The 23,147-nt window shown below is 55.1% G+C and carries 19 protein-coding genes; 10 read left to right on the forward strand and 9 right to left on the reverse strand.

Going from position 1 to position 23,147, the window contains the following annotated elements; genetic code table 11:
- Positions 1 to 9 precede the first annotated feature (9 nt).
- The gene (locus IM700_RS10910; protein WP_193416953.1) at positions 10 to 852 is read right to left on the reverse strand and encodes an aldo/keto reductase; all 843 of its coding nucleotides are present in this window, start codon (positions 850 to 852) and stop codon (positions 10 to 12) included.
- The gene (locus IM700_RS10915; RefSeq protein ID WP_193416954.1) at positions 849 to 2,072 is read right to left on the reverse strand and encodes an MFS transporter; all 1,224 of its coding nucleotides are present in this window, start codon (positions 2,070 to 2,072) and stop codon (positions 849 to 851) included. Before IM700_RS10915 ends, IM700_RS10910 begins: the two co-directional genes overlap by 4 nt.
- 192 nt (positions 2,073 to 2,264) lie before the next feature.
- Here IM700_RS10915 and IM700_RS10920 point away from each other — a divergent pair, with 192 nt between their 5' ends.
- The 9 genes from IM700_RS10920 to IM700_RS10960 all read left to right on the forward strand — a co-directional run bounded on the left by IM700_RS10920 (position 2,265) and on the right by IM700_RS10960 (position 10,532).
- Complete coding sequence (locus IM700_RS10920) at positions 2,265 to 2,636, forward strand: winged helix-turn-helix transcriptional regulator (RefSeq protein ID WP_155604753.1); 372 nt, start codon at positions 2,265 to 2,267, stop codon at positions 2,634 to 2,636.
- 43 nt (positions 2,637 to 2,679) lie between these two features.
- Entirely contained in the window at positions 2,680 to 3,381 is a 702-nt protein-coding gene (locus IM700_RS10925; RefSeq protein WP_193416955.1) for a response regulator transcription factor, read from the forward strand.
- Between the two features lie 4 nt (positions 3,382 to 3,385).
- Entirely contained in the window at positions 3,386 to 4,516 is a 1,131-nt protein-coding gene (locus tag IM700_RS10930) for a sensor histidine kinase (protein ID WP_193417139.1), read from the forward strand.
- Positions 4,517 to 4,597: 81 nt separating this feature from the next.
- On the forward strand, positions 4,598 to 5,515 hold the full coding sequence (locus tag IM700_RS10935; RefSeq protein WP_193416956.1) for a carbohydrate ABC transporter permease: 918 nt from the start codon (positions 4,598 to 4,600) through the stop codon (positions 5,513 to 5,515).
- Between the two features lie 121 nt (positions 5,516 to 5,636).
- Positions 5,637 to 6,464, forward strand: a complete 828-nt coding sequence (locus IM700_RS10940; protein WP_193417140.1) for a carbohydrate ABC transporter permease — start codon at positions 5,637 to 5,639, stop codon at positions 6,462 to 6,464.
- An 18-nt stretch (positions 6,465 to 6,482) separates the two neighbouring features.
- Positions 6,483 to 7,643 (forward strand): efflux RND transporter periplasmic adaptor subunit, encoded by a 1,161-nt coding sequence (locus IM700_RS10945; protein ID WP_193416957.1) that lies wholly within the window; start codon positions 6,483 to 6,485, stop codon positions 7,641 to 7,643.
- Positions 7,644 to 7,667: 24 nt separating this feature from the next.
- On the forward strand, positions 7,668 to 8,987 hold the full coding sequence (locus tag IM700_RS10950) for an ABC transporter substrate-binding protein (protein ID WP_193416958.1): 1,320 nt from the start codon (positions 7,668 to 7,670) through the stop codon (positions 8,985 to 8,987).
- Positions 8,988 to 9,175: 188 nt separating this feature from the next.
- The gene (locus IM700_RS10955) at positions 9,176 to 9,532 is read left to right on the forward strand and encodes a PadR family transcriptional regulator (protein ID WP_155604759.1); all 357 of its coding nucleotides are present in this window, start codon (positions 9,176 to 9,178) and stop codon (positions 9,530 to 9,532) included.
- Positions 9,510 to 10,532, forward strand: a complete 1,023-nt coding sequence (locus tag IM700_RS10960) for an HAAS signaling domain-containing protein (RefSeq protein WP_193416959.1) — start codon at positions 9,510 to 9,512, stop codon at positions 10,530 to 10,532. The genes IM700_RS10955 and IM700_RS10960 overlap by 23 nt, the downstream gene beginning before the upstream one ends.
- Before the next feature lie 66 nt (positions 10,533 to 10,598).
- On the opposite strand, the gene IM700_RS10965 is transcribed toward IM700_RS10960, so the two are convergent.
- The 7 genes from IM700_RS10965 to IM700_RS10995 all read right to left on the reverse strand — a co-directional run bounded on the left by IM700_RS10965 (position 10,599) and on the right by IM700_RS10995 (position 21,042).
- On the reverse strand, positions 10,599 to 11,966 hold the full coding sequence (locus IM700_RS10965) for a sodium/glutamate symporter family protein (RefSeq protein ID WP_193416960.1): 1,368 nt from the start codon (positions 11,964 to 11,966) through the stop codon (positions 10,599 to 10,601).
- Positions 11,967 to 11,977: 11 nt separating this feature from the next.
- Positions 11,978 to 13,189, reverse strand: a complete 1,212-nt coding sequence (locus tag IM700_RS10970; protein ID WP_193416961.1) for a 1-acyl-sn-glycerol-3-phosphate acyltransferase — start codon at positions 13,187 to 13,189, stop codon at positions 11,978 to 11,980.
- A 133-nt stretch (positions 13,190 to 13,322) separates the two neighbouring features.
- Positions 13,323 to 15,122: an S-layer homology domain-containing protein gene (locus tag IM700_RS10975; RefSeq protein ID WP_193416962.1), complete on the reverse strand. Its 1,800-nt coding sequence runs from the start codon at positions 15,120 to 15,122 to the stop codon at positions 13,323 to 13,325.
- Positions 15,123 to 15,316: 194 nt separating this feature from the next.
- Positions 15,317 to 16,720: an NAD-dependent malic enzyme gene (locus IM700_RS10980; RefSeq protein WP_193416963.1), complete on the reverse strand. Its 1,404-nt coding sequence runs from the start codon at positions 16,718 to 16,720 to the stop codon at positions 15,317 to 15,319.
- A 3-nt stretch (positions 16,721 to 16,723) separates the two neighbouring features.
- Positions 16,724 to 17,992, reverse strand: a complete 1,269-nt coding sequence (locus IM700_RS10985) for a Glu/Leu/Phe/Val family dehydrogenase (RefSeq protein ID WP_155604765.1) — start codon at positions 17,990 to 17,992, stop codon at positions 16,724 to 16,726.
- A 531-nt stretch (positions 17,993 to 18,523) separates the two neighbouring features.
- Entirely contained in the window at positions 18,524 to 20,095 is a 1,572-nt protein-coding gene (gene pruA / locus IM700_RS10990; protein WP_193416964.1) for an L-glutamate gamma-semialdehyde dehydrogenase, read from the reverse strand.
- A 32-nt stretch (positions 20,096 to 20,127) separates the two neighbouring features.
- Positions 20,128 to 21,042, reverse strand: coding sequence for a proline dehydrogenase family protein (locus IM700_RS10995; RefSeq protein ID WP_193416965.1), 915 nt, complete (start codon positions 21,040 to 21,042; stop codon positions 20,128 to 20,130).
- Positions 21,043 to 21,271: 229 nt separating this feature from the next.
- On the opposite strand from IM700_RS10995, the gene IM700_RS11000 reads away from it, so the two are divergent.
- Entirely contained in the window at positions 21,272 to 23,086 is a 1,815-nt protein-coding gene (locus tag IM700_RS11000) for a sigma-54 interaction domain-containing protein (RefSeq protein ID WP_193416966.1), read from the forward strand.
- The last annotated feature ends 61 nt before the right edge of the window (positions 23,087 to 23,147 follow it).

A 23,147-nucleotide genomic window follows, 5' to 3' on the forward strand; every position in this document is an offset into this window, starting at 1 on the left:
TTGGTATGCTTAGAAATCGAAATGGTCGGGGTCCGGCCCGATCCGAAGGTTCTGGTTCAAGGCGCTGATCCGCGCCATATCCTCGGCCGTCAACTCAAAATCGAATACGCTCGCGTTCTCGGCAATGCGGTGCGGCTTGGTCGATTTCGGAATGGTGACCACACCGTTCTGCAAATCCCAACGGAGGATGATTTGCGCCACCGATTTCCCATAATGGCGGGCAAGCTCAACCAGTAAAGGATGGTCCAGCAATTGCCCTTGCATCAGCGGGGACCAGGCCTCCATTTGAATGCCGTGCTCGCGGCAAAAGGCTTGCACTTCTTGCTGCGTCAGACGCGGATGGTATTCGACCTGGTTGATCATCGGTATCGTCTCTGCGTCCGCCATTAAGTCCTTCAGATGATGAGCCTGGAAGTTGCTGACGCCGATCGCCTTGACCTTACCGGCTTGGTAGAGCGTCTCCAGCGCCCGCCAGGCTTCTTTGTATTTACCAGCCACAGGCCAGTGGATCAGGTACAGATCGAGATAATCCAAACCAAGCTTACGCAGGCTCGTTTCATAAGCGGCCAGCGTCTCTTCGTATCCGAGGTCGGCATTCCATACCTTCGAGGTGACAAACAAGGCTTCACGCGGGATACCGGTTTGCCGCAAGCCTTCGCGAATACCTTGTCCAACCCCCGTTTCATTCCCGTAGATCGCTGCCGTATCGATGCTGCGATAACCGTGGGCGATGGCGGATTTGACCGCGTTTACGAGTTCGGGTCCCTCCTCGACCTGGAATACGCCAAGACCCATCCTAGGCATCTTCACTCCATTGTGCAGCGTAGTGGTATCTTGTAAGTGGGTGATCATAATAGTTGAACCTCCTGTTGAAGTTTAGGATGAGCGTGCGTTTCTTGCCGATCTTTCTGTTCCAGAACGCGGCTCCAGCCGGTGAGAAGCACGGCAGCCGCGACCATTAGCGCGCCGATCCACGAGGTGTGGATGAGGCCGATCGAATCGGCGATGACCCCGCCCAGGTAAGACCCAAGGGCAATTCCGGCGTTGAAAGCCGCGATGTTGATCGCAGAGGCAACATCGACGGCGGACGGGACGAACCGCTCCGCTAACATGACGACATACACCTGCAACCCCGGTACGTTCATAAAGGCGAGCAGTCCCATGAGGAAAATGGTGACCAAGCCAGCGGCCTTAAACGGTGCCGTAAACAGTAAGGCGAGCAGGATGAGCGCCTGGATCATAAACATATAGAACAAGGCTCGGACCGGCTGGCGATTCGACAGCTTGCCGCCAACCATGTTACCGATGGCGATGGCGACACCGTAACCGAGTAAAATGACCGCAACGGCGCTTTCCTTAAATCCGGTAATCTCCAGCAGAATCGGCGACAGGTAGGTGTAGACGACAAAGGTGCCGCCATAACCCAAAGCCGTAATGGAGAACAACAGCAACAATCGGCCGTTCGTCACCAGCTTGACTTGATCGCGGAACGCGGTTTGTCCCCCTTTCCGCAAGCCGGATGGTATCAGCAGACTATTGGCGATGAAGCCAACCAGCCCCACGGTGACAATGACGATAAACGCGGCGCGCCAGCCGAGTTGTTGTCCAATAAAGGTGCCCAGCGGCACCCCGGTGACTGTCGCGACGGTCAAGCCGGTGAACATGATCGAGATCGCACTGGCTCGGCGGTGCTCGGGTACCAGATCGGCGGCGATCGTAGATCCGATCGACATGAACACGCCGTGCGAGAAGGCGGAGACGACCCGGGCAACGAGTAACATGCCGATGCCGGTCGCTGCAGCTGCCAGGGCATTGCCGATCATGAACACGACCATGATCCCTAGCAGCAGCGTTTTGCGTGACAACCGTGCCGTTAGTGATGTGAGAACCGGCGCCCCGAAAGTGACGCCCAAGGCATATAAGGAAACGGTCAACCCTGCCGTGGTTGTGGAGATGTGCAGATCCTCGGCGATCAAGGGTAGCAGCCCCACGCTAATAAATTCGGTAGTCCCGATCGCAAAGGCGCTAATCGCCAAGGCAAGCAGCGCGAGGGTACTTCGTTTTTTATCCATAAACCTGTCTTTAACCTCCCAGTGATGATGTTGATTTAGAGCGGCTGGCGTCTGCGAGATTTCTGCAGAAGCGAGCGACAAATGCTATTATGGGAGATAGGGTTTATTTTGAGAAGTACGCACTTTGAAGTGATATAGGTACCAAAAAGTAGGGTAGGCACATTTTTGTGCCTATGAAAAGGAGCAAAGACGATGAAAGAGAAGAAATACAATATTTCCGTAGAAGCGACGCTGGAGGTGATCGGCGGGAAGTGGAAGTGTGTAATCCTGTGCCACCTGACGCACGGACGGAAACGGACCAGTGAATTGAAACGACTGATGCCCGACATTACGCAGAAAATGTTAACCCAGCAGCTGCGCGAGCTGGAGGCAGACGGGGTTATTCGCCGGATGATCTACCAGGAGGTCCCGCCCCGGGTGGAATATGAGCTAAGCGAATATGGAGAGAGCTTACGCGGGATTCTGGATGCGCTCTGCGCTTGGGGAGAGCAACATATCTGCAAGGTATATGGCAGCTATGATGTTCTGGATGAGAACGTCTTAAACGAACATTTGAAATCGTGAAGCGTCATCGGTTATGCTGTCCATGAAAAGGAGCGATGGATCGATGAAACCCATCACGGTATTGATTGCAGACGACGAGGCGGAAATCGCCGACTTGATTGAACTGCACCTGGCCCGGGAAGGATACCGCTGCATCAAAGCGGCCGACGGACAGGAGGCGCTGGATGTCATCCGGACACAGTCCGTGGATCTGGCCATCTTGGATATTATGATGCCGAAGATTGACGGGTACGAAGTGACCCGGCAAATCCGCGAACAGCATCATCTCCCGATTATTTTCCTCAGCGCCAAAGCAACCGACCTTGATAAAATCACCGGCCTGGTTCGCGGGGCGGACGATTACATGACTAAGCCGTTTAATCCGATGGAGCTGGTGGCCCGGGTGAACGCCCAACTGCGGCGTTTTATTCAGCTGAATCCCTCGGTCGCCGCTCAGGTGGACGAGCCGGTGCTGGAGGCCGGTGGGCTCGTGATCCACCCCGAGCAGCGAACGGTGTTCCTGTACGGCGAACCGGTGGAGCTTACGCCAAAGGAGTTCGATATTTTGGTGCTGCTCGCCAGCCATCCGAAGAAGGTGTTCAGTTCGGAGCATATTTTTGAGAAGGTCTGGGGCGAGGCTTATTATGAAGGCGGGAATACGGTCATGGTGCATATCCGGACTCTGCGCAAGAAGCTGGGCGAGGATCAGCACAAGAACAAGTTGATCAAAACCGTCTGGGGAGTAGGGTATACGTTCAATGGATAACCACATGGATAAACCGAAGTTTCGCAGCTTCCGTTTTCAAATGATCCGGTTGTTCGGGCTGAGCATGCTGCTCTCCGCCGGGACGACCTTTCTGATTTACCTGGCGCTGCGGGGGTACTACCACACGCTGCTTCGCGAGGACCCGCTGTATGATGTCCGTCGGATCATGCGTGAGATCGGCGACATCAACGTATTTTTGATTATTTTCATCCCGCTCTCGTTCTTATACTTCTATCTGCTTACCCGGCGTTACGTCGCTTACTTTCGGGAGATTTCCCGGGGCATCAACCAACTGGCGGGAGGAGATTTCACGAATCGGGTCCATGTTCCTTCCGGCGACGAGTTCGGAGAGATTGCACGGGACATCAACCTGGCCAGTGAGAAGCTGCAGCAAGCGGTGGAACGGGGGGATTTTGCCGAGAACAGTAAGGAACAATTGGTGCTGAACTTAGCCCATGATCTTCGAACCCCGCTAACCTCCGTCATCGGATATCTGGACTTCATCTTGCAGGGCAAGGATTTAACCGCCGAGCAGATGAAGCATTACACGACGATTGCTTACACCAAATCGCAACGGCTGGAGAAGCTGATCGACGAGCTGTTCGAAATCACACGGATGAATTACGGCAAGCTGAGTATCCACCGCCGGCCGCTGGACTTGAGCGAGCTGCTGACTCAATTGACCGAAGAGATGTACCCGGTATTTGAAAAAAATCAGCTGACCGCCCGTCTGGAGACGGAGCCGCAGCTGATGATCTCCGGCGACGGCGATCTGCTCGCCCGCGTCTTCGAGAACCTGCTGTCCAATGCCGTTCGTTACGGCAAAGACGGTGAATACCTCGACGTCCGCGTGGCGCTGGACGGGGGAGAGGTTGTCGTGCGCGTCACCAACTATGGGGATTCCATTCCGCCGGACGAGCTGCCTCACGTGTTTGACATGTTCTTCACCGGCGATCGGGCGCGCACGCACCAGGAAGGCAGCACCGGGCTTGGCCTGTTCATCGCCAAGAATATCGTGGAGCAGCATGAAGGCACGATCTCGGTGCAAAGCGATCTGATCCGCACGGAGTTCGAGGTGCGTTTGCCGAAGCTTGGATCTCACGAAAAAACGCTTCGTCATGAAAAGCTGACTTAAGAAAAAGTTTAGGTTTACCCCACTTTTGATTTTAACAGTCCGCCTTATGCTTAAGAGCAAGAACGGCAGGAGGATTGGGAAATGAAAAAGTGGGGTTTTTTGCGTGCGCCAAAAAGCCAAGCCTCCTCGGGATTCGCGAGGTGGCGACGCGGGGATGCCGCCGCAGCCGGGTTGTTCCTGGCGCCGAGCGTGGCCGGGTTCGGGATCTTCTATCTGATCCCGTTTGGGATGAGTCTCTTGTATTCCTTCCAGAGCGGCATCCCCGGCGGAGGCTTCGCCGGATTGGCGAATTACCGCGAGCTTCTGGCCAGCGATTCGTTCCGGGAGGCAGCGGCCAACACGCTTTATTTCAGCGCGCTTGGCGTCCCCTTGATGCTGGTGCTGTCCTTGATTCTCGCACTGTTGTTAAATCGGCAGATCTACCTGCGGAAGTGGCTGCGCACTTCGTACGTGCTCCCGCTGGTTGTGCCGGTAGCGTCGGTCATCCTCATCTGGCAGATGATCTTTGACTGGAACGGCGTGCTGAATTATGCCCTCAGCCGCTTCGGGATGGAGCGCGTGGACTGGATGAAGACCGGGGCCGCTCGGTATGTCGTCATCGTGGTGTACTTGTGGAAGAACATCGGCTATAACGTGATTTTGTTTCTGGCCGGCCTGCAGCAAATTCCGAAGGACTACTACGAAACGGCACAGGTCGAAGGCGCAGGGCCGGTCCGCCGATTCTTCGGCATCACGCTCGTTTATTTGACGACCACCACGTTCTTCGTGGTCATCATGTCCATTATCAACTCGTTTAAGGTATTCCGGGAGACGTATTTGCTTGCAGGCGATTATCCGCACGACAGCATCTACATGCTGCAGCATTACATGAACAATATGTTTGTTTCGATGGACATTCAGAAGCTGACGGCTGCGGCGGTGTTAATGGTTGCCGCCATTCTGGCGATCGTCCTGGGCTTGTTCGGGCTAGAACGCCGATACCGACAATTCATGGAATAGAAGGTCGGCTTATCAGGACGAAGCGTCTCGGTCCTGCAAAGCCGACAAAAACGAGCATATTTAGGAGGTGCAGGACGTGCAGGCGTTCCAAACGATACGTAAGGTGTTGTTAACCGGGGGGATGAGTGTAGTCGCTGCGATGCTGCTGTTCCCGATCATCATTACGTTCACCAACTCGCTGATGAGCGAACAGGAGCTGGTCATCGATTACGGCAATATCGGGAAATTGACGGAGGCGACCTCAACCGGGGCCGAAACCTTCGTCAATTTGAAATGGGTGCCGGACCAGGTCACATTGGAGCAATACGGTCAACTGTTGGTACATACCCCCAACTATTTGCTGATGTTTTGGCATTCCGTGGGCCTGGTGCTGCCGATCATCGCCGGACAAACGGCGGTGGCCGCGATGGCGGCTTACGCGCTTTCGAAACTGCGGTTTCGCGGTCGCGACGCGGTGTTTCTGGTGTATTTGCTGTCGATGTTGATGCCCTTTCAGGTCACGCTGGTCCCCAACTATCTCATGGCCGATAAGCTGGGGCTGCTGCACCATTCGGGAGCGGTGATTTTGCCGGGGATTTTCGCCGCATTTGGGGTTTTTATGCTGCGCCAGTTCATGCTGCATATCCCGTACGCCTATATCGAAGCCGCCAAGATGGACGGCGCCGGTCATCCGCGGATCTTTCTGACGCTCATCCTTCCGATGGTCAAGCCGGGTCTCGCCGCGCTGGTGATTTTGCTGTTCGTGGATTATTGGAATATGGTCGAGCAGCCGTTAGTTTTCTTGGATCCGCTCCAGCAGCCTTTATCGGTTTTCTTGTCGAGATTAAGCGGCGAGTGGGGGACAGCTTTTGCTGCTTCGATGTTGTATATGTCGCCGATGGTGCTGCTGTTCCTTTATGCAGAGACGTATTTCATCGAAGGCGTGCAGCTGTCCGGGATCAAGGGGTAAGGAGGAGAAGCTTACGTCATGGAGCTTACGAAAGAACAAACCGATCGCAATAGGAAAAAGATGATTTTAATCGCCTTTATGGCTCTGATGGGAGGACTGCTGTTTTTCACCTTGTTCAGCAACACGCTACAATCGGTGACGCTACCGAAGGTCCGGACGGGCCAAGCCCAGCTCGGCGGACTTACCTACAAGCTGGAAGCCAGCGGCGTATTGCAGCCGGCCAAGCAAGCGGAGCTTCCCAATCCAGCGGGCTGGAAGGTTCGGAAGGTGCTTGTGAAGGAAAGCGCCCGTGTGAAGAAAGGTCAACCGCTGGTACTCTACGACAGCGCCGCTGCTGAGCGGGAGATGGAAGACGAGTCGGATCAACTCAAGAAGCAGCGGATTGCGCTGCAGACGATCCAGGACCAGTTCATTGAGGCCACGGTTGGCGGTGACGAGACCGGTCTTCGGGAAGCGAAACGCGAGATGGAAACGCGCAAGCTGGATCTCTCCATGCAGGAGCGAAAAATCGAGGGCCTAAAGGAGCAACTCGACCGCCAGCGCGAGCTCGTCGCCCCGTTTGATGGAGTCGTTGCAAAAGTGAATGCGGTAGAGGGTTTGGCTTCGGCCGGACAACCGGACGTGGTCGTATCGAGCGACATCGCGGGCTACCGCTTGGAGATGACCGGCGATGCCGAGCTGATCGGCCGCCTGCAGGTTGCGACCGGGCAGACGCTTGAGATCGCGGTTGCCGCCTCAGGCGATCAACCCGCTCGTACGCTAAATGGAACGGTTGAGGAAATCGCTGACGCAGGATCACGTATCGCCGGATCAGCGGAGGATCCTGCCGGAACGACGGCGGCGGTTCCGCTGAAACGGCTGCGCGTCCAGGTGGCCGATCCCGTACTGAAAGGGGGTGAGCAGGTCTCGATCAAGCTGGATCAGACTTCCGCGGACCAAGGTTGGCTCCTTCCGAACGAAGCGATTCATCGCGACGGCGATACGCGGTTTATTTTCAAGGTGGAGGAGCAGCGCGGGGCCTTGGGTAACGAGTTTATCGCTCGTAAGGTGACGATTGAAGCAAGCGCAGGGAATGAAGAAGAAACGATGATTCCGGCGGACCGCCTGTATGAGGGGGACCTAATTATTCTGGAAAGCAGTGAACCGCTGCAGGATGGGAACCGGGTTCGTTTGCAATAAATTTGATCTAGGGAGGCTTGACCCATGCAGAAACGGATGGGAATGACAATAGGATTGGCAATCATGATAATGATCGCATTAACCGCTTGCGGCTCCGGGACGGAGAGCGCCGGGGGGAAGACGGCTTCGGAAGGAGGGAAAGCCGCCCTTATCTTATCGGTTCAGGAGGCAACCCCGTTTTACGAGGCGTTGGAGCGAAAGTTCGAAGCGAAATACCCGGATATTGATTTAACCGTCCAAGCCTACAAACAGGCTGGGGAACAGTGGAAACCCGGAGAGATGGAGGAGTACAAGAAATCGATCAATACGGCGCTGCTCTCGGGGCAGGGGCCGGACGTCATTGAGATGAACAGCCTGCCGATCGGTGATTATGTCGCCAAAGGTCAACTACAGGACATGGATTCCCTGCTTCGCGAGGATACGTCGATTCAGAAGGAGAATCTTCAAGCGAATATCTTGGAGGCCACCAGGGTGAACGGCGGGTTGTACGCCATCCCAGGCGGATACTCGCTGCGGGCATTTATCGCTGACGGCCAAGTATTGAAAGACGCCGGCATTGCGGAAAAAACGTGGACTTGGCAGGATTTTGCGGAGAAAGCGAAGACGCTGACGCAGGGGAAAGACAAAGTGGTTGCGATGGCGGAGTATCCGCCGGATATGCTGATGCAAGAAATGACGGTAGATAACTATGAGACCTATGTGGATACGACAGCCAAGCAAGCCAAATTCGATTCCCCGGAATTCGTGGCCCTGCTGCACCAAGTCAAGCAAATGTACGACGATGGCGTGATGACCGCCGAATCGGCCGGCCCCGGGAAGCAATTGTTTTATTCCGCCGTGTTATTCGAGCCGGCTGACGTGATTAAGGTGCCGCATATGTACTTCGAGCATCCGATGCTGATGCAGAAGCCGCATCAACCGGAACAATCGGGCACGATGCGGATCGTACCCTCCTCCCAGTTTGGCATCCGCGCGAACACAGCGGTTCCGGACGAAGCGTGGAAGTTGATTAGCTTCCTCTTATCGGAGGAGGTACAAAAGTTGCCGGAGCACAGTGGATTTGCGCTGCTGAAATCGGTGAACGAAGAGAAGCTGGACGAGATCCAGAAGCAAGTCGCGGACGGCAGCTACAAGCTGCCTGACGGAACAACCGTGCAGGCGGGGGATGAAGAATTCGTCCGGTTCGGGCAGATGCTCGATACGGTCGACCAATTCTCGCAGCTTGACGGGAAAGTGATCGCTATCGTAGGCGAGGAGTCGTTAGCTTACTTTAGCGGGCAGAAATCCGCAGAGGAAGCCGCCAAGCTGATTCAGAACCGCGTAACTACCTTTTTGAACGAATAATACCTGCTTGAAGTCTGTATCTCTTGAACATTCTGGAATCCCTGCCTCGGAAGGAGGTGGGGATTTTATTGTTAATATTGTTTGTTGCCTATTGCTGGCGAATAAATAATAGTGTATGATGCATAGTATAAAACATATTGTATGACACACAGTATACGACAAATAGGATCAGACAATGAGGTGAAAGGATGAACGCCTTACTGAATTCATTGATCACGGAGCTCCGTCGCGGAACGTTGACCTTGGCCGTGCTAAGCCAATTACGGACGCCGCAATATGGGTATTCGTTGGTTCAGCGGTTGGAGCAGTCAGGGATCGTCATTGATCAAAGCACACTTTACCCGCTGCTGCGCCGGTTGGAGAAGCAGGAGCTGGTGACCAGCAGTTGGGACACGTCAGAGAGCCGACCGCGCCGCTATTATGTGCTGAGCGCATTTGGTTTGGAGATTTTCGAGCAGTTGAAGCAGGAATGGGAGAAGACCTCCCAAGAACTGTACACATTGTTAAAGGGGGAGAAGGATGATGAGTCCGTCGGAACTGATTGAGCTTTACATTTACGAAGTTACTCGCCGGTTGCCGGAACAGAGCCGGGGAGATATCGCGCTGGAGCTGCGCTCCACGATCGAGGATATGCTGCCGGAGGATTACGGCGAAGCCGAAGTGAAGGAGGCGTTAAGCCAATTAGGAGATCCGGCAGCGCTGGCCGCACAGTACCGGGATCAGCCGGCGTATCTGATCGGGCCGCGATATTTTGATTCCTATGTTCAAGTGATGAAAATGGTTATCCCGATTGCGGTCGTTATTGCCCTCCTTTCGTTGATTGCGAACCAAATCATCACGTATTCAGGTGAAGTGGCTCCGGTGGATGCCGCGGCGAGCTTGCTCAGCAAGGCCATACAGACGGTGCTTGGCATAGGTGTACAGACCGTATTTTGGATTACCCTGGTGTTTGTCATTCTAGAACGTACGGGAACCGGCAAGGAATTGCCGCTGAACGGCAAATTCAAGGCTTGGACGCCGAATGATTTGAAGGATGCCCGCTATGTCCCTAAGGAGAAAGTGATCAAGAAAAGCGAGGTTTTCTTCAACCTCATGTGGACGGCGATCTGGGGGTGCGTGTATTTTAATGCGGATAGGCTGATAGGCGTGTATGAGAACGGCCGGTTTGAAATGACAACGCCAGTCTTTAATCAGGAAGTGCTGCTATCCTATTGGCCGTTTATCGTACTCATTCTAGTTCTCGATGTCGCCTTGGCGATCTATAAATGGGTTGTCTCCCAATGGACCGTACCCATCGCGTTCTTCAACGTGGCGAATCATGTCCTCTCCGCTGTTGTGTTCGGGGTGATGATTCGCAATGCCGAACTGCTTGCCCCTGGTTTTGTTACGAAAATGGAGGAGATCTTCGGTCCGCAATCCTTAGGCGTGTCCGGCTTCAATTCCGAATGGGTCATGTGGTTGGCGTTGTTCGCCTATCTGTTAGCTGCGGCGCTCGACAGCTACCAAGGGTTCCGTAAAGCCAATATCTCCAAACCGGTGAAATAACACGACATCAAAAATCCCCGCTCTCTATGGTAAAGAGGGCGGGGATTATTCATTTGTGAGCTTGGCTTAAGCCGATGTTTTTCGGGATCGATAAAGCAGTATGCCTAACAGGACGGCGAAATACAAGAACAGTGCGGCGAAGGTGTATAAGTACATCACCGGCTGCTGTTGCAGGTACCCGACGATCGGGATGTTCAAAATCAGCAGCAGCGGGAACCCAAACATAATCGCGGTTGCGCTGCCCATAACCAAATTATCGGTCGTATTCGACTGGAATTTCGGATCGACGGCTTTGACAAGCGCGAGGCCCGTGGAGATCGTTCCGGTCAGCATCCCGTAGAAACCGAGGATATTCGGCAGCTTATCCTCCGGCAGTACACGCGGCACTAACCACACCATAAACCACACGGTGATTAACCCGCCTACGGTCGTCAGGATGAGCACCGGCGTCAGGTATTGCTTCAGCGAGTAAATCGAGATCGCGGCGATCGAAGCGGCGATCATGTAATCGAAAGAGAACCCGGAGATCCGCTGCAACAGGTAGTTGTTGGGCGAATGCTCCAATTGGAAGCCCGCCCGCTTCCAGCGATTCAGGATCCACCGGAACAACATCGCATACAGGCTGCCGATCAGGAAGTGGAAGCCGATCAGCAGTTGGGCCAGCGTCTCGCCGTACGTTCCAAGAGGCGTCAACACCGCTTCGAGCCCGCGTATCGTCAAGTAGGTGACGAGATAAATGAAGCCGATGAGCGCGATTTGGTACGTCAGCTTGTCAATCGCGTCGCTGAGCGGAATTTCGCCTTCCTCCGACTTTTCCGTAACCTCGGTTCGTTCTTTGCGGGAATGGAAGGCATTCTGCTTGTATTTGGGATGGCGGATCAAGTAATTCATCAGGATGATCCCCGGAATGACCGCCCAAATAAAGCCGAACCCGGCAATCGTCAGGCCAAGGTTTCCGCCGCCTTCGAGTCCGAGCGCCTCCCAGCGGCTGCCGATCGAATAGGCTTGTCCCGGACCTTGCCCGTAGCCCAGAGGAAGCAGCAGGCCGATGCCTGGGAACATGCCGGGATAGAAGAATTCCGTCAGCAGCAGGAAGAGCCCGAACCCCACCAATCCTTGAATGAGGTACGTTGATACGATTAACATGCCGGATTTCATGACCGCCGGACTGTTGGACACCTCCCGCTCTTTGAGGGAGAGCGCAATGAAGCCGATCGCCATTAAGTGGTAGACGAGCTGACCCAGGCGGTCGATATCAAATCGGAGCCAGTCGAGCAGCTCCGGGCCGACGATCAGACCGAGGATACCGGCGACCATAGAAGTCGGCACGATAATTTTGCGCAGCAGCGGAATACGGGCCTTGAGGATGGCTGACACGACCATCAGCAAAGAGAGAAGCGTAAAGTCGATCACGAAAGACCATGAATGATCCAATGGGGAACCTCCTAGTTGAGCCGTGGTGTACGCTGAACCAGCGCGGTAATAAATTTGAGCCATTTATAGGCTGAAGTTCTCGGTTGGTAAAACAAGAATCGGTACAGCTTGTCCCCCAAGTAAAATTCGAATTTGTGGTGAAGCTGCACATTCAAGCCCTCCAACTCGGCAAACGGAAAGGAATAGGTCTGCCCTCTCTCTCCCTGAAAGGAAAGGGCAGCTTCCTGATCTGCGCTCCATTGCAGTTGTCCCGTTCCCAGCGATTGAAAGGGCAGCTCCCCTTCCGAAACATACAGATGTACGGGATCGCGCATGACCTGCTCCCAGATTGCCAGATGTCCCGGTTCTTGTATCGCTTGCTCCAGGCGTTTCAGTTGCCAGCGGTTCCAGTCCCGAGTAGTTGAAAAACGTAAAGAGTGGGTGAACGGGGCTAACTTGCCCTGGTGCGTGTAACGCACGGTGTAGCCGCAATCCGTACAGCCGAACAGATCTTGTTCGGAGCGGAGGTGGCCTGGGGCCTCGCAGTGCGGGCAGATAAACAGCAGGCGCTCCAGATAATGTGCCGGAGCTTTGCCGTAATAAGCGGCTCCGGTATGAGACTGCCATTCCGCATCGTCATGAGCCAACGCCTCGGTCAGCATCTCATGAATCTGCTCCGGCGTGTGGTTCGTGAACGTGCCGGCTTCCCATTTTTTCACGAGGGATAAGCGAATGGGTCCCCTGCGGTGGCTTTCCGCCCAACGAGGGAACGAGAGATGCCCGCCGGAAATGGTCGCGACGACCACCGGAAGATCCAACAGCTTTACCAGCTTGGCAGTGGAGAAAATCAACGGTTCCGTCGTCCCATCCCAGTTCCGATTGCCTTCCGGGAACAAGCCGATAACCCGTCCGTGCTGCTTGGCCTTCAGCATGCCGCGGATCGTTCGCGTGTCGTTTTTATATTTGGTTTTGGGGATCGCCCCGGTATAATTCAGCAGCTTGGCGAGCATCGGGTTGCGGAACAGGGACGCTCCGGCCACAAAGCTGATGGGCTCATCCACGTAGCAGTTGATGTACAGCGGGTCCCAGTTGGTGACATGGTTCGCCAAAATCAGATAAGGCGGCTTCAGACCCACCGTGTCATTTCGCTCGATTTTGATCCGGGAACGGCTCCGGATGATCGCGTGCGCCACGGACAGCAACACCCGTTGCACGAGTTTTGCCGGTTTTTTCTCTATGCTCACTGGTTCACTTCCTGAAGGGTCATTTTCGAATAAACGCATTAATATTGTTATATCATATTTTGGTTTCATTCGTCGGCGAGAACCTATCGGCGCAGAAAAAAAGAACGGCCGGGGGCCGTTCTCGGGGGGAGGCTTAAATAGATGGGATTTGGATGCCCCCGTTTAGATCGATTGGATTGCCGGCATAATCGTTTGGTGCCAATGCAAGGATGCGGAACTTTCCGACGGAAGTCAGCTTAGCAATGGCGGAAGGCGTGAGGTTAATCCGGAATTGCTTGCTATTCAACACGGTTACGGTATAAGCGGCTTCAGAAGGGAAGGGCTCGCTATCGGTGAAGTCCCCGATTGCAGAATAATCCAGCGTGATGCTCGGCGCATTAATCTCGATAGGCATGTCTTCACTGAAAGTCAAGGTGATCGATCCATCTGTATAGGTGGCAGCGGTTACGGTTGGCTTGATTTTGTCGAATATAATGGGAACCTGTACACTGCCTAAGTTACCTCCGTGATTATCCCAGAGCGTGAAATCAAGGGAGGCGACACTATGCTCATCCGCGGCCGCTACGGGTATGACGATGGGGCCTAAATTGTTCGGATCTTCGCTCCATTGAAGCAAGTCGCTTGATGAATCGATAACAAGGTTTGCTACCGGATTGTTATTTGAATCCACAACGGTGAAGCAATTTGAGCCTAAATAGTTACCAATCTGCAAAGGGGTTGATCCATTCGTAATTTCAATCAAATTGTTCATATTCCGAGTGTTTGGGCTAGAAGAGTCAGATGTACTATCCAAAAGGGTAGCTCCGCTGTTCAGCCAAAGCTTCGCTCCCGATTTCAGCGACAGGGTTAAGGGGGAGGAAGCTTCAATAAGTTCAATTCCAGAGGAGGGAGCGGATACATTCCCTGCAGCATCAACCGCAAAAATCCGATAATCGCCTGTAGCCAGTCCGGTTGTCGGAATATTTGTGTTGATATTGGCCGAAGCGGCAGCGACACCCCGACCGGAGCTGAGAGAATCCAACTCTGACTTCGTCCGCGGCGTGTAGTTCGCAGAAATGAGATAGAGCGTACCTGACTCACTGCTTCGGGCAACCACAGTATCACCGATCGTAACGGGCGAAGAAGACACGAGTGTCACCGTCGGTGCAGTCGTATCAGGCTGAGGAGAACTGCTTCCTCCGCCGCTGCTTCCTCCAGAACTAGGTGTCGATGGTGTCGTTGGTATCGTTGGTATCGTCGGCTTGTCCGGCTGGGTTGGAGCGGGCGTATCGCCCGGGGAAGCTGGATTGCCGCCTTCGTTTTGCTTCTTGATTTCTTCCGATTTCTTCAGGAAGTTGCTGGCGACCAAGGCAACGGCTTGTCTTTCCGCCGTTCCGGTTGGGTTAAACTGACCATTCCCAGCGCCTGCAATTAAACCGAGTTCTACCGCTGCGGCAACCGCGTCCTTGGCATAATCAGCAATCTGGCCAGCATCGGAGAACTCCAGGTCGGCACCCTTGCCGGTGGCATCAACACCGAGGGCACGCACGAAAATGACTGCCATATCCTGCCGCGACAGACTATTCCCAGTCCCAAATACACCATTACCATAACCGGTGATTAAGCCAGCTTTCGCAGCCGCTTCGACATAATTAAATGCATAGTGACTTGTAGGAACATCCGTAAATGTCGTAGATGCCGGGACTTGATCCAACTCCAAACCCAGGGCTTTAGCAAGAATGATCGCGAAATCCTGTCGCTCGATCTTCCCTGAGGGATCGAATTTTCCATCCCCTTTTCCATTTAGGATTCCTGCGTTGACCAGTTCTTGGATGGCATCCTTCGCATAAGAACCATTGATGTCCGTCAAATCGGTTGCTGCTTGGGTTGGCAACGCGATTGCACTGAGCAAGGCGGCGCTGGTCATGACTTTGATGTAAAGCTTTTTGTTCATTAATACTCCCCTTTCATTCCCTGGAAATGTACAATGATGTCTCGGTTTTTGTCTAAAATTAATATATATTAAATTTGAAATCATGCAATCAAATTTTGATCCATCTATTTGCGAGTACTAAAAAAGCCCTACTGCGAAAGGCAGAAGGGCATAAAGGGGAAGAAGAAGGAGAGGGTGCCTCTAACGAACTATCGTTATCGGAAATCCGGCGGAACCCTCCGGGCCACGCCGGTGGCAATGGCCGCGTCAATGACCGCTTTACGCACAAGCGGAACGACCTGATCGTTAAAAATACTCGGGATAATATACTGCTCATTCCGCTCTTCATCCGTGACGGCGGAGGCGATGGCTTCCGCAGCGGCCAGCTTCATCGCTTCGTTGACCACACGCGCCCGGCAATCCAGAGCGCCTCGGAACACGCCGGGGAACACGAGCACGTTGTTGATCTGGTTCGGGTAATCACTCCGTCCGGTCGCGAATACAGCTGCATGCGCCAACCCTACCTCGGGATCCACCTCGGGCTGCGGGTTGGCGAGCGCAAACACGATGGGCTGCTCGTTCATGGACCGGAGGTGTTCACCGTTCAGCAGGCCGCCTGCCGAAACGCCGATGAACACATCGGCACCGGGCAAGATGTCTTGCAGCGAGCCGGGCTGACTTTCCACCTGCGGCTGCTCGGCCAGCCATTGCCACATCGGGTAGCGGTACGTTCCGCCTCGGACAATCGCCCCCTCCTTGTCCACCGGGGCGAGCTTCGTCACGCCGGCGGCGAGCAGCATTTTGCATATGGAGACACCCGCTGCGCCGACACCGCTCACCACGACCCGAACTTCGGATATCGACCTACCGATGACCTTTAGCGCGTTGATCAACCCCGCGATCACGACAACCGCCGTTCCGTGCTGATCGTCATGGAAGACCGGGATGTCCAGCTCTTCCGCGAGCCGCTGCTCAATTTCGAAGCACCGCGGTGAGCTGATATCCTCCAGATTAATTCCGCCAAAAATCGGGCTAACCGCTTTAATGGTACGAATGATCTCCTCCGTATCGCTCGTATCGAGGCAGAGCGGGAACGCATCAACCCCGGCGAGCTGCTTGAACAGCATCGCCTTGCCCTCCATCACCGGCGCAGCCGCATACGGGCCGATATCGCCGAGCCCCAGCACGGCAGTGCCGTCCGTGATGACCGCCACGGTGTTGCGCTTGATCGTCAGCGAGAACGCCTTATTCTGGCTCTCGTGGATCGCCGTGCAGACTTTGGCGACCCCTGGCGTGTACACCTGCGACAGATCGTCACGGTTACGAATGGGCATCGTTGGCTCAATCGTGATTTTTCCGCCGAGATGCATGAGGAACGTGCGATCGGAGACGTTGATCAGCCGGACGCCATGCAGCTTGCGCAGCGCCTTAACGAAATCCGTTTCCTCACGATCTCCGGTATCGACGGTAATGTCGCGCACCGAAGACCCTTTGGCCGAGGAGATGACATCGATCGACGTAATATCGCCTCCTGCACCGCTCACCGCAGCGGCGACATCGCCGAAGCTGGCCTGCTTATGGTCGAGCTCCAACCGGATAATAATTAATGTACGTGCCATTGCTTAAATCCACCCCCGCCATTTTACCGCTTCGGTCATTCGCTTCAGCCCGACGATATATGCGGCAAGACGCATGTTCACCCGGCGAGTTGCCGAGGTCTGATAGACCTTGTGAAAAGCGTCCACCAGCAGTTGCTCCAGCTTCGCGTTCACTTCCTCAAGCGGCCAGTAGTAACCCTGATTATTTTGCACCCATTCAAAATAGGATACGACCACGCCGCCCGCACTCGCTAGGACATCCGGCACAATCAGAACCCCGCGGTTGGACAAAATTTCGGTTGCCGCATAGGTCGTTGGCCCATTGGCCGCCTCAACGATCAGCTTCGCTTGGATGTTCGGGGCATTTTGCTCGGTGAGCTGGTTCTCGATCGCTGCGGGTACGAGGATATCGCATTCCTTCACGAGTAGTTCCTGATTCGTGATCCGGTTAGGATAGAGGTGGGTTACCGCGCCAAAAGAGTCGCGCCGATCCAGCAGCTCGAGAATATCGAGCCCATTCGGATCGTATAGCGCGCCTCGAGCATCGGCAATGCCAACGATGACTGCCCCGGCGTCGTGCAGAAACTTCGCCAGGTAGCTGCCGGCATTGCCGAAGCCCTGGATGATGATACGCGAGCCGCTCACCTCCATGCCGGCCATTTTTGCGGCCTCCTTCAGCACGATGGTCACGCCGAGCGCCGTCGACGATTCCCGCCCATAGGAACCGCCAAGCACCAGCGGTTTTCCGGTAATGAAGCTAGGCGAGTCGAATTCGCGGATCCGGCTGTACTCGTCCATCATCCAGGCCATCACCTGCGAGTTGGTGTACACGTCAGGCGCCGGGATATCCTTGGCCGGCCCAACCATCTGGCTGATCGCCCGGACGTAGCCGCGGCTTAACGCTTCCAGTTCCCGCATCGACATCGTCCGCGGGTCGCAGGCGACCCCGCCTTTGCCGCCGCCGTAGGGCAGCGCCACGATGCCGCACTTGATGCTCATCCACATCGACAACGCCTTCACTTCCTCGGCCGTGACATCGGGGTGGAACCGCACGCCGCCTTTGGTCGGCCCGATCGCGTCATTGTGCTGCGCGCGGTACCCGGTAAACACTTGAACCGAGCCATCGTCCATCTTCACCGGAATGCGCACGGTCAACATCCGCAGCGGCTCCTTGAGCAGGTCGAACATGGCCGGCGGCTCGTTCATGGTCTCCAGCGCCATCCGGATGACCTGCTGGGTGCCGGTCAAGACGTCCGTATTTTCCGAAAGTTTGCGTTTCCCGTTCATGATCATGGGTTACCCTTCTTCCGTCCCGTGTTGGGGCAATTTTTAAGGTGGTTCAGCAAACAGCTCATTGCCATGAAGTCTACTAACTCGTTGTTGGAGCTCTAGCGCTTGCCATAAATCTTAGGTTTGCTAACTTGCCGCCGTAGCTCTAACGCTTGCCATAAATCATAAGTCTGCTAACTCGCCGCCGTAGCTCTAACGCTTATCACAAACCTTAAACCGACTAAAATCGCCGCTTCTCGATTCTAACGCTGATCACAGAGCTTATTGCTCGATTTTGCAGGCGAATATAGGTGTTTTCGCTGAAATAGCGTGTCTCAGCGTCGTTAGAATTTGTGTCACGTCGAATTTGCTACAATAGCGTTCTTCATCAGCGATAGAGCAGGGAGGGCAGTTGGGAAGCGAGCAAGAGGCACTCAGCCCAGCGAGCAAGTTACCAAGCAGGAAATGATCACCGCTTCAGCGATCAAGCCACCGTTCGGCTGTCCGATCATACGTTCAGCACGCCCCGTGGAGGCCGGGCTATTTAACGCCTCCCTATAACTTCCGCGAAGTCAGCTTGGCTTGGGTGAACAGCAGCAGGTAGTCGTAGCCGCCGGCCTTCGAGTCAGTTCCTGACAAATTAAAGCCGCCGAACGGGTGGGCGCCGACCAACGCCCCGGTGCATTTGCGGTTGATGTACAGGTTGCCGCAGTGCATCGTTTCCAGCGCTTCACCTATCCGGTCCTCCTCCCGGGAAAAGAACGCCCCCGTCAGCCCAAACTCGGTGTCGTTGTACATCGCGATCGCCTCGCGCCAATCCTTCGCTTTGCCGATAGCCAGCACGGGCCCGAAGATCTCCTCCTGCATGATGCGGGCCTTGCCATCGACGTCAGCGAATACAGTGGGTTCGATGTAGTAGCCGTTACCTTCGGCTTGCCGCCCCCCGACGAGCAGCTGCCCTTCCTGTTTGCCAATCTCGATGTAATCGAGGATTTTGCGGAAGGAAGCTTCATCAATCACCGGTCCGACCGCCTTATTCTCCTCGGGTAAGCCGATCTCAAGCTGCTTCGTGAATCGCACGACTTTCTCCACGACTTCGTCATGGACGGACTCTACGATTAAAGCACGCGAACCGGCGGAGCATTTTTGCCCCTGGTAGCCAAAAGCCGAAGCGACGATCGCCTGCGCAGCCGCATCCAGGTCCGCGGTTTCATCGACGACGATGCCGTCTTTCCCGCCCATTTCGGCGACGAGCCGCTTGATCCAAATTTGCCCGGAGGCCGTCTCAGCCGCCAATTTGCTGATGCGAAGCCCAACCTCCTTCGAACCGGTGAAACTGACAAACCGGGTTTTTGGGTGCGTGGTCAGATAATCGCCAACCTCGGCGCCGCTGCCTGGTATAAAGTTCAGCACCCCGGCCGGTAACCCGACTTCCTCCATTAAAGTGGCAAACTTGTAGGCAATGACCGGTGTGTTGGAGGCGGGCTTGAGCAGCACGGTATTCCCGGCAACAATCGCCGCCGAGGTCATGCCAACGCAGATCGCCAGAGGGAAATTCCAAGGCGGAATGATGACACCCACGCCCAGCGGGATGTAGGTCAACCGATTATGCTCCCCAGGGACCGGAGTCAGCGGCATCGTTTCGTTGATCTCGCTCAGACGGATCATTTCGCGCGCGTAGAAATTCAGGAAGTCGATCGCTTCCGCCGTATCGGCGTCGGCCTCCGCGTAGTTCTTGCCGGCTTCCAGGACCATCATGGCGGAGAACTCGTGTTTCCGCTCGGTCATGAGCGCGGCGGCCTTCAGCAGGTACTGCGCGCGTTCGCGGGGAGTGACCTTTTTCCATGACTCAAACGTATCGAGAGCAGCCTGCATGGCTTGCTCGGCCAGCTCCCGATCGGCTTTGCTGACCCATCCAATCGTTTCATCGAGATTGCCGGGGTTGATCGAGCGGATTTTTGCATCCGTAAAAATATCCCTGCCGCCGATCCTCAACGGGATCTCCCGTCCCAGCTCTTCCGATTTCATGCGGAAGATTGCTTCCTCCATCGCCAGCAGGGCCGACTTCTGACGGAAGTCAGTAAACGGTTCGTTGCGGAAATCCTCCAGTTTTGCCATTGTGCTCATAGGGCGTGCTCCTTTACAGGTGGATTTTCGGATTACTTAAATAAGTTCTTCAACACAAACCACACATTGGCGGGACGCTCGGCGAGGCGGCGCATAAAGTAACCAAACCAGTCGCTGCCAAAAGGGACGTACACGCGCACCCTATAACCTTCGTGGACGAGCGTAAGCTGCAAATCCTCGCGGATCCCATACAGCATTTGAAATTCGTAGCGGTCAGGCGGTACAGCTAATTCTTGAATCGTTTGCTGGGCATAGTCGATGATCTGGGAGTCATGAGTTGCAATGGCGGCATAACCGCCGTTCTTGAGGTGGGTAGAAATGAGGCGTTTGAAATTTTCGTCGACGTCCGGCTTGGCCGGATAGGCGACCGTAGGCGATTCCTTGTAGGCCCCTTTAACGAGGCGAAGGTTGGGCTTCAAGGACTTGAGCTCTTCGATGTCGTCTAGGGAGCGATAAAGATAAGCTTGGATGACGATACCTACGTTATCGATTTGCTCGCGCAGGCGTTTGTAGAGGGAGATCGTTTTTTCACATTGGGCAAAATCCTCCATATCGATGCGTACGAACAAGCCGTGCAAGCGAGCCCGGTTCAAGATCGTGGTCAGGTTGTTCAGACATATCTGTTCACTGATCCCAAGCCCCAGCGATGTGAGCTTCAGCGAGAGGTTGGCTTTAACGCCGGCATCGGCGATGGCATCTAGCGTCTTCAGGCACATCCGCGTAGACAGTTCAGCTTCGGCCTCCGTGGAGACGAATTCGCCGAGATGATCGAGGGTGGCCTCTCGGCCGGTCGCATTCAGCGCGCGCACTGCATCGATCGCACCTTCGATGGTCTCCCCGGCCACAAACCGGCCGGCACCGAAGCGGAGGCCGTATCGGCGAGCCATGCGGCCCACGGATTGGCTTTTGGCGAAGGATTGAAACAGGGTTCGGAGTAACGCATCCATAGGCATCCATCCTTTTCCATTTCTCATTGTACACAAAATATACAATATTTTAGATTTTTGAACAATATAAATTGAAAAAATGAACAAAAAAGTTTTTAAGTAACGCAAATATGTTCATTATTGAACACTTTCATAATAAATTAGTCTGTATCTTTAGGGTTGGAATATTGAACCCCGCCTGCTTTCGTGTTAGATTTACAAGTAAAATTTCACAACGTGCGAGGTAATTATGTTCAATCATGAACGAATATTGATCCGGCGGGAGCTGACCCGTTTCGAGCCGGACGAGAAGATGAGTGTGCTGCTGGCGGCGCTGCAAGGCGGCCAGGCGTCGACCGTTGAGTTGGGCCGGATCCCCTATTTGTTGACGCCGGATGACGCCGGGCTGCTTGAAGCTTTTGGCGGGGGGAGTATCGGCGAAGGTCTGCGGCTTGACAGAACGAGATTCGCCGTTTCGACTGTGTTTCGGGAGTCGGACCTGGCTCTCCCGGTCAATGAACTGGCGTCACGGTGGTATGGTGCTGATGCGAGTGGGCGACCCGCGTTGGTCGTAAATGACGAGTTGGAGCCGATCGGTTATCTCCCGCTGGTGGACCTGCTGAAGCTGGCGGCAGATCGGCAGCAGCGAGCAGAGGCGTATTTCGATGCGCTGCTGGAGACGGTGAGCGATGCGGTGACCGTGGTTGACCGGAACGGGACGGTGATCGGCTGGAACGCGGTGGCGGAGGAGGTGTACGGCATCGCCAAGACGGACATCGTTGGCCGCACGATCGGCGAGCATTTTGATCCGGACGCGCTGGTCGTGTTAAGCATATTGGACGAGGGCCGTCGGCTGCGCGGGGCTTACCACCGTCCGCGGGAAGGCACGCATGTACTGATTAATGCGTCGCCGATCGTAAAGCCGGGCGGCGGAATTATCGGGGGCGTGGCGACCGAGCAGGACATCACGCATCTCGTGAAGTTGAACGACGAGCTGACGGTTGCGGCATCCCGTCTGTTAACCCAGCGGGCCCATGATGAGGATCCGTTCGCCTTGATCAGCGGTCGCGGGGAGAGTATGGGCAAGGTGATCAAGCTGGCCAAGAAGCTAGCGGAGAACGACTCCGCCGTGCTCTTGATCGGGGAGACTGGGGCGGGCAAGGAGCAGTTGGCGAAAGTCATCCATCGGGCCGGCGCGCGAGCGGAGGGACCCTTCTTGTCTCTAAGCTGCGGGGCCGTGCCGGCGGGCCTAGCCGAAGCTGAGCTGTTCGGCTATCAGGGCGGCGCCTTCTCGGGACAGCCATCGGGGCAAGCCGGCCGACTGGAATCTGCGGATGGGGGCTCTATTTTCCTGAATGAAATCGAATGCTTGCCGCCGGACGTGCAGGAGAAGCTGGCTCAATACATCAAGCGGCATAAGGTGACGCGAATTGGAGCTTCGGAAGCGGTGCCGGTCTCGGTGCGGATCTTCGCGGGCACCAGTCAGGATCTGGAGCAGCTTGTGCGGGAGGGCAAATTCCGGACCGATTTGTATTACGCGCTGAACGTGGTGTCGCTGAAGGTGCCCCCGCTGCGCGAGCGGAGGGAGGATCTGGGCGCGCTCGTGCAAATGTATTTGCGCGTTTTTTCGCTTCAATATCAGAAAGCTCTGCCGACCGTTTCGCCAGAGGTGATGTTGGCGTTCGCGAATTACGACTGGCCGGGAAACGTGAGCGAGCTGCGGGCGGTGATCGAGCGTTGCGTGATCTTAAGCGACAATGAGCAAATTACGTTGGAGCATTTGCCGGAGGTACTGCAGCGGCGGCAAGCGCAACTGGAGTACGCGGCGACGGGAAACGCGGATACGATGTTTGTGGGTACCGCGGACGGTTCCGCCGCGACCAAGACGGAGCAAACGGATCGGCTGGACAAAATGCTGCGTCCGCGGATCACCCCCGAAGAAGAGATGGAACTTATGAAGGAGGCACTGGAGCGAACGTCGGGCAATAAGAGCAACGCAGCCAAACTGCTGGGCATTTCCCGTGGGACGCTCTATAAAAAAATCCGCGACTATAATTTAGTTTAGAAGACGAGACTTCCGCCACGTCATGGGCCGAACCCTTGCTTGGGCTCCTGCATAGCATATA

Origin of the sequence: Paenibacillus rhizolycopersici, from assembly GCF_014947195.2 — a bacterium.
Taxonomy (GTDB): Bacteria; Bacillota; Bacilli; order Paenibacillales; family Paenibacillaceae; genus Fontibacillus; species Fontibacillus rhizolycopersici.